12 protein-coding genes are annotated in these 15,608 nt (G+C 60.0%); 8 read left to right on the top strand and 4 right to left on the bottom strand.

What is annotated here, in order from left to right; genetic code table 11:
- The first annotated feature begins 19 nt into the window (after positions 1-19).
- From CUN63_RS14825 to yccS, 6 genes are all read left to right on the top strand, one after another.
- Positions 20-1,462: a TldD/PmbA family protein gene (locus CUN63_RS14825; protein WP_129440460.1), complete on the top strand. Its 1,443-nt coding sequence runs from the start codon at positions 20-22 to the stop codon at positions 1,460-1,462.
- Entirely contained in the window at positions 1,462-2,799 is a 1,338-nt protein-coding gene (locus CUN63_RS14820) for a TldD/PmbA family protein (RefSeq protein WP_129440459.1), read from the top strand. The genes CUN63_RS14825 and CUN63_RS14820 overlap by 1 nt, the downstream gene beginning before the upstream one ends.
- A 185-nt stretch (positions 2,800-2,984) precedes the next feature.
- On the top strand, positions 2,985-4,412 hold the full coding sequence (gene mdtD / locus CUN63_RS14815) for a multidrug transporter subunit MdtD (protein WP_129440457.1): 1,428 nt from the start codon (positions 2,985-2,987) through the stop codon (positions 4,410-4,412).
- Positions 4,413-4,594: 182 nt separating this feature from the next.
- Positions 4,595-5,980 (top strand): ATP-dependent RNA helicase DbpA, encoded by a 1,386-nt coding sequence (dbpA, locus tag CUN63_RS14810; protein WP_129440455.1) that lies wholly within the window; start codon positions 4,595-4,597, stop codon positions 5,978-5,980.
- Between the two features lie 153 nt (positions 5,981-6,133).
- The gene (locus tag CUN63_RS14805) at positions 6,134-7,312 is read left to right on the top strand and encodes an NAD(P)/FAD-dependent oxidoreductase (protein WP_129440453.1); all 1,179 of its coding nucleotides are present in this window, start codon (positions 6,134-6,136) and stop codon (positions 7,310-7,312) included.
- A gap of 238 nt (positions 7,313-7,550) precedes the next feature.
- Positions 7,551-9,734: a YccS family putative transporter gene (gene yccS, locus CUN63_RS14800; RefSeq protein WP_129440451.1), complete on the top strand. Its 2,184-nt coding sequence runs from the start codon at positions 7,551-7,553 to the stop codon at positions 9,732-9,734.
- A 107-nt stretch (positions 9,735-9,841) separates the two neighbouring features.
- On the opposite strand, the gene CUN63_RS14795 is transcribed toward yccS, so the two are convergent.
- Positions 9,842-10,579: an ABC transporter substrate-binding protein gene (locus CUN63_RS14795; RefSeq protein ID WP_129440449.1), complete on the bottom strand. Its 738-nt coding sequence runs from the start codon at positions 10,577-10,579 to the stop codon at positions 9,842-9,844.
- Between the two features lie 257 nt (positions 10,580-10,836).
- Between CUN63_RS14795 and CUN63_RS14790 the strand changes: the two genes are divergently transcribed.
- Entirely contained in the window at positions 10,837-11,289 is a 453-nt protein-coding gene (locus CUN63_RS14790; RefSeq protein WP_129440446.1) for a GNAT family N-acetyltransferase, read from the top strand.
- A gap of 126 nt (positions 11,290-11,415) precedes the next feature.
- On the opposite strand, the gene CUN63_RS14785 is transcribed toward CUN63_RS14790, so the two are convergent.
- From CUN63_RS14785 to CUN63_RS14775, 3 genes are read right to left on the bottom strand one after another with little or no spacing between them, the layout of a single operon-like run.
- On the bottom strand, positions 11,416-11,712 hold the full coding sequence (locus CUN63_RS14785) for a helix-turn-helix domain-containing protein (RefSeq protein WP_123369167.1): 297 nt from the start codon (positions 11,710-11,712) through the stop codon (positions 11,416-11,418).
- Between the two features lie 31 nt (positions 11,713-11,743).
- Entirely contained in the window at positions 11,744-12,235 is a 492-nt protein-coding gene (locus tag CUN63_RS14780; RefSeq protein ID WP_033060381.1) for a M48 family metallopeptidase, read from the bottom strand.
- A 45-nt stretch (positions 12,236-12,280) separates the two neighbouring features.
- Positions 12,281-14,404 carry a bifunctional diguanylate cyclase/phosphodiesterase gene (locus CUN63_RS14775; RefSeq protein WP_129440444.1) on the bottom strand — a complete coding sequence of 708 codons (2,124 nt, stop codon included), beginning with the start codon at positions 14,402-14,404 and terminating at the stop codon, positions 12,281-12,283.
- A gap of 323 nt (positions 14,405-14,727) precedes the next feature.
- Here CUN63_RS14775 and CUN63_RS14770 point away from each other — a divergent pair, with 323 nt between their 5' ends.
- Positions 14,728-15,396 (top strand): polysaccharide lyase family 7 protein, encoded by a 669-nt coding sequence (locus tag CUN63_RS14770; protein ID WP_129440442.1) that lies wholly within the window; start codon positions 14,728-14,730, stop codon positions 15,394-15,396.
- The last annotated feature ends 212 nt before the right edge of the window (positions 15,397-15,608 follow it).

Raw genomic sequence — 15,608 nt, 5'->3', positions numbered from 1 at the left:
ATACCAAGGAGGTTCCCGAATGTTCGATTTCCACCCCCAGCTCAAGCAGCGCTTCGCTGCCTTGCGCACGGGCGCTGAATTCTTTTCGCTGCGTTATGTGCGCGAGTCCGGTCAGTACCTGTCGGTGCGCAAGAATGTCGCTGAACCTCCCAGCCTGAGCCGTGACGAAGGCGCGATGCTGACCGTTCGGGTCAACGGCGTCGAAGCCTACGCCGCGACCAACGACCTTTCCCAATCCGGCCTGCAAGCCGCGCTGGAGCGAGCCGAGCAACAAGCCCGCCGACTCAAGCCCCACGCTCTGCTCGACCTGCGCGAGCAAGCCGTCTCCAGCGACCGCGCCGACTACTTTTCGCCGAACCTCGACCAGCCCTTCCCGTCCCTGAGCGATTGCTACCAACTGCTCGGTGCCGAATCCGCCGCCGTGCCCAAGGATGAGCGACTGGTGAACTGGGAAGTGAGCATCGGCATCACCAATGTCGAACAGATCTACCTCAACAGCGCCGGCGCCGAACTGCGCCAGGCCCAGCGGTTCGTCTACCCGAGCCTGCAAGTCACCGCCTACGACGGCAACGACAGCCAGACCCGTACCCTGGGCCGCGAAAATTTCGGCCAACAAGGCGGCTTTGATGTGATCAGCCGCTGCGGCCTGGTCGGTGCAGGCCCGACAGTCGCCGATCAGGCGCTGCAATTGCTGCTGGCGCCGAACACCCCGCAAGGCCCGCGCGACCTGTTGTTGATGCCGGACCAAATGATGCTGCAGATCCACGAATCCATCGGTCACCCGTTGGAGCTGGACCGCATCCTCGGCGACGAACGCAATTACGCCGGCACCAGCTTCGTCAAGGCAGAAGACTTCGGCAGCCTGCAATACGGCTCCAAACTGCTGAACGTGACCTTCGACCCGGACATTCCCGAACAACTCGCCAGTTACGGCCATGACGACGACGGCACGGCTGCCAGCAAGCAATTTTTGATCAAGGAAGGTTTGCTGCTGCGTCCACTGGGCGGCGCGCTGTCGCAATTCCGTGCCGGCATGGAAGGCGTCGCCAACAGCCGCGCTTGCGGCTGGAACCGCCCGCCAATCGACCGCATGGCCAACCTGAACATCGAGCCCGGCGATCAACCGCTGGAGCAACTGATCGGCAACATCGAACACGGCGTCATGATGTCGACCAATCGATCGTGGTCCATCGACGATGCGCGCAACAAATTCCAGTTCGGCTGCGAATGGGCTCAGTTGATCGAAAACGGCGAACTCAAAGGCGTGGTGAAGAACCCCAACTACCGGGCGATTTCCGCTCAGTTCTGGAAAAGCCTCAGCGCCGTTGGCGATGCCAACTCCGTCAAGGTCCTGGGCACACCGAACTGCGGCAAGGGCGAACCGAACCAGGTGATCCGCGTCGGCCATGCGTCGCCGGCCTGCGTGTTCAGCAACGTTGATGTGTTTGGGGGGGATGCCTGATGAGCACGTCGAAAAGTCAGGCCGATGCGTTCAAGGCCTTGGTCAATTGGCTGCGCGATGCGATTCGCGAGCCGGAGCAATTCACTCTAAGTTACGCCGCCGAATCCTCGGCCTTCGTGCGCTTCAACCACGCCAAGGTTCGTCAGGCGGGCCAGGTGCAGCAGGCGAGCGTCGGTTTCAAACTGATCAACGAGGGGCGCCACGCCGACTTGAACATCACGCTTTCCGGTGATGCCGCAGTCGATGTGCAGCGTCTGGCCGAAGGTCTGCAACAGTTGCGCGAAACCTTGCCGCTGCTGCCGCAGGATCCGTACCTGTTGCTCAACCACAACGGCTGGCAGAGCAAGAACGTTCAGGATCACCCGCTGCCGGACACCGAGCAAGTGGTCGCTGAAATCACCCAGGCCGCCAAAGGGCTGGATCTGGTCGGCTTCTACGCCGCCGGCCCGATCAGTCGCGGTTTCGCCAGTTCTTCGGGTGCGTTCGGTTGGCACCAGGCCAACAGCTTCAACTTCGACTTCAGCCTGTTCCATGACAACGGCCAGGCGGTGAAAGCCAGTTACGCCGGGCACGACTGGAACAGCGAAGGGTTTGCCAAGCGCTTTGCGCAAGCACGCGAGCAGTTGGCGTTTCTCGGCAGACCGCAACACACCCTGGCGCCGGGTCAGTACCGCGCCTATCTGGCGCCGGCAGCCCTGGGAGAAATCATGGACATGCTGGGCTGGGGCGGCTTCTCGGCGCAGTCGATTGCCAGCAAAAACAGTCCGTTGCAGAAGCTTTACGCGGGCGACAGTGCGTTCAGCCCGTTGGTATCGGTCGATGAAAAGGTCAGCGGTTCGTTGAGCCCGGCATTCTCCGGCGAAGGTTATCCGCGCAGCGATCTGGGGTTGATCGTCAACGGCAAGGCCGGCGCGCAGATGGTCAGTTCACGCAGTGCGGCCGAGTACGGCCTGACCGCCAACGGCGCCAGCGGCGGTGAAATGCCAAGCGCAGTGAACATGGCCGCCGGCACGTTGCCTGACGCAGAGATTCTCAAGCAACTGGGCACTGGCTTGTACATCAGCAACCTGTGGTACCTGAACTACTCCGATCAGCCGGCGGCACGCCTGACCGGCATGACGCGGTTTGCGACCTTCTGGGTCGAGAACGGCGAGATTCAGGCGCCGGTGAGCACCATGCGGTTCGATGACAGTGCTTACAGTTTGTTGGGTTCGCAGCTGGAGGCTTTGACCGAGGAGCGTGAGCTGATGTTGTCGGCCAGCACCTACAGCCAGCGGGCCACGGCCTCGGCGTTGTTGCCGGGGGCGCTCGTGAGCCGATTGACCCTGACCCTGTAAGCACAATCCCACGGTACACAGAAGGCCCTGTGGGAGCGGGCTTGCTCGCGAAAGCGATGGATCCGTCAACATTGATGTTGGATGTGATGACCTCTTCGCGAGCAAGTCGGATCGCCGCACCGCCGCTCCCACATGGACCGTGAGACACAGTGATTTTGCATTAACTTCAACCCACAAGAGGTCCCATGCCCAACCGCCCGCCTCTCGACGCTGTCACCGCCCGCTGGGTGCCGTGGGTCGTCGCCATCGCGTTCTTCATGCAATCCCTCGACGGGACCATCCTCAACACCGCCCTGCCCGCCATGGCCCGCGACTTGGCCGAAGACCCGCTGCGCATGCAGGGCGTGATCATCGCCTACATGCTCACCGTCGCCTTGCTGATCCCTGCCTCAGGCTGGATCGCCGACCGTTTCGGCACTAGGAAAATCTTCTTCGGCGCGATTCTGCTGTTCAGCCTCGGCTCGTTGCTCTGCGCACTGTCGAGCACCCTGAGCATGCTGATTGGCGCACGGGTGATTCAGGGCCTGGGCGGCGCGCTGATGTTGCCGGTCGGGCGGTTGGTGGTGCTGCGTGCCTACCCGCGCTCGGATCTGGTGCGGATCATGGGCTTCATCACCATTCCCGGCCTGCTCGGCCCGTTGATCGGCCCGACCATGGGCGGCTGGATGGTGGAATACCTGACCTGGCACTGGATCTTCCTGATCAACCTGCCGGTCGGCGCTGTCGGTTGCTACGCCGTGTGGAAATTCATCCCCGACCTGCGCGGCACTGAACGCACCCGCTTCGATAGCCTGGGCTTTTTGCTGTTTGGTGCGGCGATGGTGCTGATCACCATCGCCATGGAAGGCCTCGGCGAACTGCACCTGCCGCACTTGCGCGTGATGTTGCTGCTGTTCGGCGGCATGGCGTGTCTGGCGGCGTATTGGTTGCGGGCCGGGCACATCGAAAACCCGTTGTTCGCGCCGTCACTGTTCAAGACCCGGACGTTTGCCGTGGGCATCCTCGGCAACCTGTTCGCCCGACTGGGCAGCGGCGCCCTGCCGTTTCTCGTGCCGTTGCTGCTGCAAGTGGCGCTGGGTTACTCGCCGTCCCAGGCCGGGATGAGCATGCTGCCGCTGGCGGCGGCAGCGATGGTTGCCAAGTCGGTGGCGCGACCGCTGATCGAACGCTTGGGCTATCGCATCGTGCTGACCGGCAACACGTTGGCGCTGGGGTTGATGCTGGCGAGCATGGGGCTGGTCGGCGCACAAACGCCGTACTGGTTGCTGTTGGTGATGCTATCGATTCTGGGGGCGATCAACTCGCTGCAGTTCACCGCCATGAACACCGTAACCCTGATCGACCTCGACGACGCCAGCGCCAGCAGCGGCAACAGCCTACTGTCGGTGGTCGCGCAATTGTCCCTGAGCCTCGGGGTTGCCTGCGCCGGCGCCTTGCTCGGCGGCTTTACCGCAGAGATCGGCAACGACGGTGTGGACACGGTGCTGGGCGCGTTCCAGCTGACCTTTGTAACGGTCGGAATCATGGCGATGCTGGCTGCGACGATCTTCTCCCAGCTTTCACCAAAGGATGGCCGACGGATGGTCAGCCGCGAGCACGATATAGAGCACTGATCTGTAGCAGCTGCCGAGGCACGAGGCTGCGTTGCGTGTCCGCAGGACCGCCCTCGGGGGCCGCTTCGCAGCCCGACGCAGCCTCGTGCCTCGGCAGCTGCTACGACTATTCGTCCAGAATTTGCAGGTGAAGAGAGCGAGACTGGTACACTGCGCGACATTTTGTTTTGCAGGCCAGTCCCGTGACCACCATCGCCACCGCTTTTAATACTTTGCCGCTGTCCGCCGCCATGCTGGCTAACCTCGACTCCCTCGGTTATGCCCAGATGACGCCGATCCAGGCGCAAAGCTTGCCGGTGATCCTCAAGGGGATGGACCTGATCGCCCAGGCCAAGACCGGCAGCGGCAAGACCGCCGCCTTCGGTATCGGCCTGCTGAACCCGATCAATCCGCGCTTCTTCGGTTGCCAGGCGCTGGTCATCTGCCCGACTCGCGAACTGGCCGACCAGGTAGCCAAGGAACTCCGTCGTCTGGCCCGCGCCGAAGACAACATCAAGATCCTGACCCTGTGCGGCGGCGTGTCCTTCGGCCCACAGATCGGCTCTCTGGAGCACGGCGCGCACATCATCGTCGGCACCCCGGGCCGCCTTCAGCAGCATTTGCGCAAAGGTTCGCTGGTGCTCCATGGCCTGAACACGCTGATCCTCGACGAAGCCGACCGCATGCTCGACATGGGTTTCTACGACTCCATCGAAGAAATCATCGCCCAGTGCCCGGAGCGTCGCCAGACCCTGCTGTTCTCCGCCACGTACCCGACGGGCATCAAGCAGTTGGCCGCGAAGTTCATGCGCAACCCTCAGATCGTGAAGGCCGAGGCGTTCCACGACGACACGCAGATCGAGCAGCGTTTCTACGAGATTTCCCCGGAAGAGCGCATGGACGCCGTGGTCAAAGTCCTAGCGCATCATCGTCCGGCATCCTGTGTCGCCTTCTGCTTCACCAAGCAGCAGGTTCAGGAAACCGTCGATCACCTGACCTCCAAAGGCATCTCCGCCGTCGGCCTGCATGGCGATCTGGAACAGCGTGACCGTGACCAGGTGCTGGCCATGTTCGCCAACCGCAGCACCTCGGTGCTGGTCGCCACTGACGTCGCCGCTCGCGGTCTGGACATCGATGCGCTGGACATGGTGATCAACGTCGAACTGGCCCGTGATTCGGAAATCCACATCCACCGTGTTGGCCGTACGGGCCGCGCTGGTGAGAAAGGTATTGCGATCAGCCTGGTCGCACCGTCCGAAGCCCACCGCGCCCAAGCCATCGAGCAACTGCAGAACTCGCCGTTGAGCTGGGATCAGCTGGACAACCTCAAATCCCAGGGCGGCGCTCCGCTGCTGCCGGTGATGAGTACGCTGGTCATCGGCGCTGGCCGTAAAGACAAGGTTCGTCCGGGCGACATTCTTGGCGCATTGACCGGTGATGCTGGCATTCCCGGCGCTCAGGTTGGCAAGATCGCGATTTTCGACTTCCAGGCCTATGTGGCGGTGGAACGCGGGATCGCCAAGCAAGCGTTGCAGCGTCTGAATGACGGCAAGATCAAAGGCCGTTCGCTGCGCGTGCGGATTTTGTAAGGATTCTTCGACCCAACGAAGATCCCCTGTGGGAGCGGGCTTGCTCGCGAATGCAATCTGTCAGTCGCCATTGATGTTGGCTGACACACCGCTTTCGCGAGCAAGCCCGCTCCCACAGTTAGTTTTGTGGTGACAGATCAAGAGGACACCGTTTTGCGCTCTACCGAAGTCGTGATCATTGGCGCTGGCGCCGCAGGTTTGATGTGTGCGCTGACTGCCGCCGGGCGCGGGCGCAAGGTGATGTTGCTCGACCATGCCAACAAGGCCGGCAAGAAAATCCTGATGTCGGGCGGTGGCCGCTGCAATTTCACCAACATGTACACCGAACCGAGCAATTTTCTCTCGCAGAACGAACACTTCTGCAAATCCGCCCTGGCCCGCTACACCCAGTGGGATTTCATCGGCATGGTCGCCAAACACGGCGTGCCGTACCACGAGAAAAAACTCGGCCAGTTGTTCTGCGATAACAAATCCAGCGACATTCTCGACATGCTGCTCAACGAGTGCGATCAGGTCGGCGTCAGCCTGCACCTGGACACCTCGATCCAGCACATCGAGAAAATGGAAAGCGGCTACCTGTTGCAAACCACCCTCGATCAGATCACCTGCGAATCGTTAGTGATCGCCACTGGCGGCTTGTCGATCCCGACGCTGGGTGCCACCGGTTTCGGCTATCAGGTGGCCAAGCAGTTCGGCCACGACTTGCTGCCGACCCGCGCCGGGCTGGTGCCGTTCACCATCACCGATCAGCTCAAGGAGCTTTGCACCGAACTGTCCGGTACGTCGGTGGATTGCCTGGTGAGCTGCAATGAGCAGAGTTTCCGCGAGAACATCCTGTTCACCCACCGCGGCCTCAGCGGTCCGGCGATTTTGCAGATTTCATCGTTCTGGGAATCCGGCGACACGGTAGAAATCAACCTGATGCCGGACCACGACGTACCGAGCTGGCTGCAACAGCAGCAAGCCGAACGCCCGAACAGCGAGCTGAAAACCCTGCTGGGGGAAATCTTCACCAAGAAGATGGCCAACCTGCTGGCGGATAACTGGTTCGCCTCCAAACCGATGAAGCAGTACACCCATGCAGAAATTGCCGACATCGCCGAAAAACTGGCGAGTTGGAAAGTGGTTCCGGCCGGCACTGAAGGTTATCGCACCGCTGAAGTGACCCTGGGCGGCGTCGATACCAACGAGGTGTCGTCCAAGACCATGGAATCGCTGAAAAGCCCTGGCTTGTATTTCATCGGCGAAGTGCTCGACGTCACCGGGCATCTGGGCGGTTTCAACTTCCAGTGGGCGTGGGCCTCCGGCTACGCCGCCGCGCAATACGTCTAATCCCCCAAACGCAATCCCTGTAGGAGCTGCCGAGTGAAACGAGGCTGCGATCTTTTGATCTTGTTTTTCCAGGATCAAGATCAAAAGATCGCAGCCTGCGGCAGCTCCTACAGGGATTGCGTTGCAGTGTAAGAACAGGGAAGGAACAGATTTTGCTGTCAGATGTGATCGGCGCCATTGCGTCGGCGTCATTACTGGCTCAATTTAGCGTCATTGCCTCGGAAGGCCCTCGCACTTCATGTCATCGACCCCGTTTAGTCAGTCTCTGCGTCGCCTCTGGGCGCTGGATAAATTCAGCTACAGCGTGCGAGTGTTCATCGCCCTGACCGGCAGCATGGCGCTGTGTTGGTACAAGGATGAAATGGGGCTGCTGATCCCGCTGTTCCTCGGGATCATCGCCAGCGCCCTGGCCGAGACCGACGACAGTTGGCAAGGCCGCCTTAACGCACTGGCCGTGACGCTGGTGTGCTTCAGCGTCGCCGCCCTCTCCGTCGAATTGCTCTTCCCCTACCCCGTTATTTTTATCATCGCCCTGGCCCTGGCCAGTTTCGGCCTGACCATGCTCGGCGCCTTGGGTGAACGCTATGGCGCGATTGCCTCCGCGACGCTGATCCTGTCGGTCTATACCATGATCGGCGTGGACCAGCGCGGCGGCGCAGTCACCGATTTCTGGCACGAGCCGGTGCTGCTGGTGGCCGGTGCAGCCTGGTACGGTTTGCTCTCGGTGCTGTGGCAGGCGATGTTTTCCAATCAGCCGGTGCAGCAAAGCCTGGCGCGGTTGTTCCGTGAGTTGGGTTACTACCTGAAGCTGAAGTCCTCGCTGTTCGAGCCGATCCGGCAGATGGACGTGGAAGCGCGTCGACTGGAACTGGCGCAGCAAAACGGCCGTGTCGTGGCAGCACTGAACGCCGCCAAAGAAATCATCCTGCACCGGGTCGGCAACGGTCGACCGGGCTCGAAACTCAGCCGTTACCTGAAGCTGTACTTCCTCGCTCAGGACATCCACGAGCGCGCCAGTTCCTCGCACTACCCTTACAACGCCTTGGCCGATGCCTTCTTTCACAGCGACGTGATGTTCCGCTGCCAGCGCCTGCTGCGCCAGCAAGGCAAGGCCTGCCGGGCGCTGGCCGAGTCGATCCAGATGCGCCAGCCGTTCATCTATGACGCCAGCTTCGCCGAAGCCCTGAGCGACCTGCACGCCTCTCTCGAACATTTGCGCGTTCAGAGCAACCCGGCGTGGCGCGGACTGTTGCGGTCGTTGCGGGCACTGGCGGCCAACCTCGGCACGCTCGATCGTTTGCTCAGCGACGCCAGCAATCCCGACGCCTTGGCCGATGCCACCGACAGCAGCCTGCTCGACCGTTCGCCGCGTAGCCTCAAAGATGTGTGGATTCGGTTACGCACGCAGCTGACACCGACTTCATTGCTGTTCCGTCACGCACTGCGTTTGCCCCTGGCCTTGAGCATCGGCTACGGGATGGTGCATTTGATCCACCCGTCTCAGGGTTACTGGATCATCCTCACCACGCTGTTTGTCTGCCAGCCAAACTACGGCGCCACCCGCCGCAAACTCGGCCAACGAATCATCGGCACCGCCATCGGCCTCACCCTTGCCTGGGCGTTGTTCGATCTGTTTCCGAATCCCTTGATCCAATCGTGCTTTGCGATCGCCGCCGGGGTGGTGTTCTTTATCAACCGCACCACCCGCTACACCTTGGCGACGGCCGCGATCACCTTGATGGTGCTGTTCTGCTTCAACCAGGTCGGGGATGGTTACGGGCTGTTCCTGCCGCGGTTGTTCGATACCTTGCTCGGCAGCCTGATCGCCGGGTTGGCGGTGTTCCTGTTCCTGCCGGACTGGCAGGGCCGACGCCTGAACAAAGTGCTGGCCAACACCCTGACCTGCAACAGCATTTACCTGCGCCAGATCATGCAGCAATACGCCGTCGGCAAAAGCGACGACCTGGCGTATCGCCTGGCCCGACGCAATGCGCACAACGCCGACGCGGCACTGTCGACGACGCTCGCCAACATGCTGATGGAGCCGGGGCATTTCCGTAAGGAGGCGGATGTCGGGTTCCGCTTCCTGGTGCTGTCGCACACCTTGCTCAGTTATTTGTCCGGACTGGGCGCACACCGGGAAACCCAGCTACCGCCCTACGTGCGCGAGCATTTGATCGACGGTGCCGGCGTGAGACTGGCCGCCAGCATCGATGAAATTGCCCAAGGGTTGGCGAGCAAACTGCCGATTGCGATTCAGAGCGATGAGGAAGAGGCACTGGCCAATACGCTTGAACAGATGCCGGACGAAATCGATGAAGGCCAACGGCTGGTGCAGACGCAGTTGGCGTTGATCTGCCGTCAGCTTGGGCCATTGCGGACGTTGGCGGCGCACCTCATCAAAGAAACGAGTGAGGATTGAGATCTGCGGTGGCTGAGCGGGCCTCATCGCGAGCAAGCTCGCTCCCACAGGGATTACCTAAATCCTGTGGGAGCGAGCTTGCTCGCGATGAGGTCATCAGCCACACCTTACATCCCATGCTGTTCCATCAACCGCTGATAACTCCCATCCACTTTCATCGCCGCGATCTCGCGGTCGAAACCGGCGACGATCTGTTCATGCCGGGGGTTCTTCAGGCTGACCAGGATGTGCAGGCTGTTCTCGCTCAATGGCTGGGGCAAAAACTCCACGGCATTGCGCACCTTGGATGATTCCCGGGCCAGGTAGTAACGCGCGACGTATTCGTCTTCCAGCGTCAATTTGACCCGGTCGGCGGCGACCATGCGCACCGCCATGGAGAAGCTGTGCACCGGGACTTTCTGCAGCGACACGTCGTCATCGAACGCCGACGAATAGGCATAACCGCGCACCACCGCTATCGGGTAGGTGTGCAGTTGTTGCAGGTTGTTGTATTCGATCGGTGTGTCTTTACGCTTGAGAAAGCGCACACGGTTGAGCAGGTATTCGCCGGAAAACTGGCCAAGTTTCGTACGATCGTCGGTGTACCAGGCGTTGACCAACACGTCGTATCGACCCTCGCCAACCCCCAGCAAGGCCCGCGCCCAAGGCACTTGTTCAAACTCACTGGCATAACCGGCCCGGGCCAGCGCTGTGCTGACGATGTCCGTGGCCAACCCACCGTTGGCCAGCGTGGCATCGGTAAAGGGTGGCCAGGCATCGGCGACCAATCGCAGCTTTTCCGCTGCTGCGCCTTGAGTCAGCAACAGCAATCCAATCAAAGCAAAGGCTCGATGCAATCGCGGCATGCTAGAAAATCCTTAGCGGGCGGGACGCCCGACGTGTTTTCAGCCAAAACTTCAAGGCCCCCGTACTGCCAAACCCAAGTACTAACATTAACTCATCGAAGCCACTGCACAGCGCTTCACCTCAGATTACACAAACAAGACAAGGCCGCGCGAAATGAATGATGGCATTTTGGCCTTTGTCACAGATTTCTCTGCCATAAAGACATCTTTCGCCTGGGCGCTTAGTATCGCAGCGACGATGTTCAAGGAGTGTGAAGATGACAATCGATTGGGTCTGCAAACACCACAGCGATCTGGGCAAAGAGCAGCTGTACGCCATTCTGCAGCTACGTGCAGAGGTGTTTGTCGTTGAGCAGAAATGCGTCTATCAGGACGTCGACGGCCAGGATCTGGAAGGTGACACCTGCCATTTAATGGCTTGGGACGGGGATCGGCTGGTGGCGTACCTGCGGTTGCTCGACCCGGAGTTACAGGGTGGCGACGTGGTCATCGGGCGGGTAATCATTGCCCCTCAAGCGCGCGGTACAGGGCTTGGGCATGAGCTGATGGCACAGGCGTTGAAGCAGGCTGAAAAGCGCTGGCCTGAAGTACCGATCTATCTCTCGGCCCAGGCGCATTTGCAGGGGTATTACGCTAAATATGGATTTGTGGTGGCGGGCGAGGAGTTCGTGGAGGATGGCATTCCTCATATCGGGATGCGTCGTTCCTGAGGGCCTCTTCGCGAGCAAGCCCGCTCCCACAATTGATCTGCGTCGTGCACAAAGTCCATATCCACTGGAGATCTAATGTGGGAGCGGGCTGGCTCGCGAAGGCGTCAGCCGGTTCACCGCAGAAGTTCAGGGGTACTCAAGCACCGCTTTAATCTGCCGCAAATTACGCTCGATCCACCCCCGATCAATCGCCCCCCACTCGCGAATCCGATAACGCCCGGCATGATTGCGCGCACCGTCTTCCTGCTCGAACTCGCAAACAATGTCCAGATCCGCCAATGCCGCGATGGTGTCCTGAGCCGTGCGCCGGGGCATGCCGGTCACTTCGGTCAGCGCCGGGACGCTACTGGCCAACCCGCTATCAATCAGGTACGCCACGTACAACCGACGATAGAAGCTGCTCTTGGTCTTGCTTACATCCATCTAAACACTCCCGGTTGCGATATTTTGATCTCTATTGCATATCCCGCCACGTCAGGTACACCCGCACATCGAACTCCACCTGGTGATACCCCGGCAACATGTGTTCGCAAAGCTTGTAGAACGCCTTGTTGTGATCCGACTCTTTGAAGTGCGCCAGTTCATGCACCACGATCATTTTCAGAAACTCGGCAGGTGCTTCCTTGAACAATGAAGCTACACGAATTTCTTTCTTGGCCTTGAGCTTGCCGCCCTGCACCCGGGATATCGCGGTGTGCAATCCGAGGGCGCGGTGGGTCAGGTCCAGACGGTTGTCGAACAACACCTTATCGATGGCCGGGGCGTTGCGCAGGTATTCCTGCTTGAGGTCCAGCGTATAGGTGTACAACGCCTTGTCGCTCTGTACCCGGTGTTTTTCCGGGTAACGCTGGCTCAGGTAGTCGCCCAGCCGACCGTCGGCGATCAGCTGGCGCACTTGGTCCTGCAGTGCTGCAGGATAGGCCTGGAGGTATTTCAACGCGGTCATTGGGGCGGCAACACGATTCACGAAAAGGTCGCCAGTGTAGCGAATTCAGCCGGTCAGCGTGTTCCAGTCGAACGACCGCACAAAGTCGCCGACGTCCTCGGCCATCATCGGCCGTGCGACCAGAAACCCTTGCACGTACTCGCAACCATTGGCTTGCAGCCACCGAAATTGCGCAACGGTTTCCACCCCCTCGGCAATCACCAGCATCCCGAACTCCTTGCACAACTCGATCACATTGCGCACCAGCGCCGCATCGCGTGAGGACTCCAGAAGCCGGCCAATCAAATGCCGGTCGAACTTGAGCGTGTCCAATTCCAGATCGCGCAGATGAGACAGCGAACACGGCCCGGAACCGAAGTCATCCAGGGCCACTCGCACACCCAGGTTACGCAGCAGGCGCAGCTGTTTGCGGGTTTCCTCGGGGTTTTGCATCAAGGCCTCTTCAGTGACCTCGACTTCCAGATGGCGCGCCTGCAAACCATGGCGCTCCAATACCTGGCGCAACTCAGTGACCAGATTGGGCATGCCGAACTGCGTACTGCTCAAACTGACGCCCAGCACCAGGTCGTTGGCAAACAAGGTTTCCCAGGCCTTTCGCTGGCTCGCCCCTTGTTGATAGATCCAGCTGCCCAGGCGACTGATCAACCGCGCCTCTTCCAGCAATGGCAAAAACAGCCCCGGCGGTACATCGCCGACGCTCGGGTGCTGCCAGCGAATCAGCGCTTCGAACCCGCGAATCTGCCCACTGGCAATGGCCACCTGAGGTTGATATACCAAATTGAATTCACGGTTCTCGATTGCCGCGCGCACACTTTCTTCGAGCATCAGCCGCGAGCGTGCCCGGCCGTTCATTTCGTGATCGTAGAAACGATATTGCTGACGGCCGGCGCGCTTGGCTTCGTACATGGCGATGTCAGATGCGCGCAACAAACCGTCAAGATTGGAACCGCAATCCGGGTACGTCGCAATGCCGATGCTGGCGCCCAACGCGATATCCAGACCATCGATCTGCTGACAAATCGACACCCGCTCAATCAGCTTCTCGGCAATCTTTGCCGCTTGCTCAGGGAATTCCAGATCCAGCAAAGCGGTGAACTCATCACCGCCCATGCGCGCCAGAATGTCGAAGGGCCGCAGACAGGCCTTCAACTGCTCGGACACCCACCGCAGCACCCGGTCGCCGGCATCGTGACCAAGGGAATCGTTGACCCGTTTGAAGCCGTCGAGGTCCAGATACAGCAGCACCCAGGCGCTGTCTGAGCGGTCGCCACGCAACAGCAGGTTTTCTGCCGTCTGGTAAAAGCCGCGACGATTGAGCAGCCCGGTCAATGGATCAGTGACGGCCTGGAACTCCAGTTGCTGATGCAGATGGCGCACCACCGACATGTCCAGCACCGTCACCACCATCGCATGTTGTTCGCTGGGCAACGGTGCGCAGGACAGCGCCACGGGCACCTGCTGGCCGGGCGCCGTACGCAGCAATGCATCGTGCAGGCGCAAGGTTTCGCCGCGTTTGTAACCGGCGAACAACTCGGAGTCGGCCCAGATCGGGATGTGCGGATTTTGCAGGAAATCCAGGAACTCTTTGCCTTGCAGGTCTTGCACCGTGGCATTGAGCAGCCGCGACATCGCCGGATTGGCAAAGCGGATCAGACCGTCCTCACCGACCACCAGGATGCCTTCGGCGGCATTGTCGAGCACCGAGGCATTAAACGCGCGTGCGACCTCCAGATCGTGGCTCAGGCGCTGCAACGCACGGCGATTGCGCTGATGCTCGAGCAGCGCCTGGACTTTGGGCTTGAGAATTTGTGGATCGAACGGTTTGAACAGGTAATCCACCGCGCCGCAGGCATAGCCCTTGATCACGGCGTCCTGGGACTGTTCGTTGGCGGTAAGAAAAATGATCGGCGTGAGGCAGGTTCGTTGGCTGCCGCGCATCAGGCGTGCCACTTCAAAACCGTCCATGCCCGGCATCTGCACATCCAGCAGCACCAGGTCGACATCGTGTTCGAGTAACAGACTGAGCGCCTCGAAGCCCGAGGCGGCGGTCATGACCTGCCAGTCCTGGCGCTGCAACAACGCGCGCATGCTGATCAGGTTTTCAGGGTAATCATCGACGATTAAAAGAATTGAACTGCCTTCAGCTGGCGTGGGTTGCGCGCATTCCATGCTGCTTCTCTTATGCGGGACGTCAGGCCGGTTTCTCGTGAAAACCGGACAAATACTAAGCCTTCACTCTAGACCGGGTTCTGCAAAAGCAGAAGCTATCAGTACGCCATCATTTAACCAAAGAGTCCATTTGCCGACTAACGGTCGGCGCCACAGGCCTCTGAAACCGGGAAAGATGGCGTTTTGACAGGATTTTGACGTCACCCGTTTGTCATTTACGCATTAACAAATTGAACTTCTGCGATTATAAGGATTGCCCCCAAGGCGCGTGCCAGAGCTTCTGGAACGTGCGTGCAGTAAAAAAACCGTGGAAGCTTTTGTCTATGATTGATCTCGCAACCTGGAACCTCAGTGTTCCTGTCGGCAATCCGCCGTACACCGTTGAAACGTCAAAACTGGTGGATGGCTTCAAGGACCAATACTTCCACTCCGACACCGGCACCTTGTTTTTCTGGGCCCCGGTCACCGGTTCCAAAACTGAAAACGCAAAGTACCCCCGCACTGAACTTCGCGAAACCTACAGCAATGGCACCCTGAAAAACTGGCGCTACCCGGACGCCGACAATACCCTGCGCGCCACCATGGCGGTGAATCAGGTACCGAGTTCGGGGAAGATCGTTATTGGCCAGATCCACGCCTATGAAAGCCAGAAGCCCATGGTGAAGCTCGAGTATCAGTACAGCACCACTACGCAGTCAGGCAACATCGTCGCCAAGGTTCGTATGCACCCTGATGACGATAGCGCACGGATAATCACCATTGCTACCGGGGTGAAACTGGATCGGGAGTTTTCCTACCTCATCCACCTGAGCCCGCGCGGCGCGCTGGGCATCAGTGCGGCGGGCTACCAGTGGGACACCGAAATCAGCAAGACCTGGAGCGTCAAGCCGCTGTACTTCAAGGCCGGGGTTTATGTGCAGGACAACACCGGGTACACCAGCGAAGGCGGGCAAGTGACGTTCAGCAATCTGGATATTGATCACGATAAGTAATCCCCCCTCACCCTGATCGTTCCCACGCGCAGCAATGGAATGCCGCCCGGGACGCTCCGCGCCCCAACCCTCCCAAGAACAACTCGATCTCTGTAGCAGCTGCCGAGCCTGCGAGGCTGCGTCCGAGGACGAAGTCCTCGCAAGCCCGAGGAACCCGGTCTACCTGAATAAATGCGTTGTCTGATTTACGACTGCTCCGTCCGAACGCGGCC

It is taken from the genome of Pseudomonas sp. ACM7 (genome assembly GCF_004136015.1).
GTDB lineage: Bacteria > Pseudomonadota > Gammaproteobacteria > Pseudomonadales > Pseudomonadaceae > Aquipseudomonas > Aquipseudomonas frigoris.
The sequence above is the reverse complement of the archived record's forward strand: the minus strand, read 5'-3'. Positions and strand labels throughout refer to the sequence as shown.

Excerpts from the sequence above, each read along its gene's own strand:
- CUN63_RS14820 (WP_129440459.1), top strand. The coding sequence starts at position 1,462 with ATGAGCACGTCGAAAAGTCAGGCCGATGCGTTCAAGGCCTTGGTCAAT.
- CUN63_RS14785 (WP_123369167.1), bottom strand. The coding sequence starts at position 11,712 with ATGGATGTAAGCAAGACCAAGAGCAGCTTCTATCGTCGGTTGTACGTG.
- CUN63_RS14825 (WP_129440460.1), top strand. The coding sequence starts at position 20 with ATGTTCGATTTCCACCCCCAGCTCAAGCAGCGCTTCGCTGCCTTGCGC.
- CUN63_RS14775 (WP_129440444.1), bottom strand. The coding sequence starts at position 14,404 with ATGGAATGCGCGCAACCCACGCCAGCTGAAGGCAGTTCAATTCTTTTA.
- mdtD (WP_129440457.1), top strand. The coding sequence starts at position 2,985 with ATGCCCAACCGCCCGCCTCTCGACGCTGTCACCGCCCGCTGGGTGCCG.
- yccS (WP_129440451.1), top strand. The coding sequence starts at position 7,551 with ATGTCATCGACCCCGTTTAGTCAGTCTCTGCGTCGCCTCTGGGCGCTG.
- CUN63_RS14780 (WP_033060381.1), bottom strand. The coding sequence starts at position 12,235 with ATGACCGCGTTGAAATACCTCCAGGCCTATCCTGCAGCACTGCAGGAC.
- CUN63_RS14790 (WP_129440446.1), top strand. The coding sequence starts at position 10,837 with ATGACAATCGATTGGGTCTGCAAACACCACAGCGATCTGGGCAAAGAG.
- CUN63_RS14795 (WP_129440449.1), bottom strand. The coding sequence starts at position 10,579 with ATGCCGCGATTGCATCGAGCCTTTGCTTTGATTGGATTGCTGTTGCTG.
- CUN63_RS14770 (WP_129440442.1), top strand. The coding sequence starts at position 14,728 with ATGATTGATCTCGCAACCTGGAACCTCAGTGTTCCTGTCGGCAATCCG.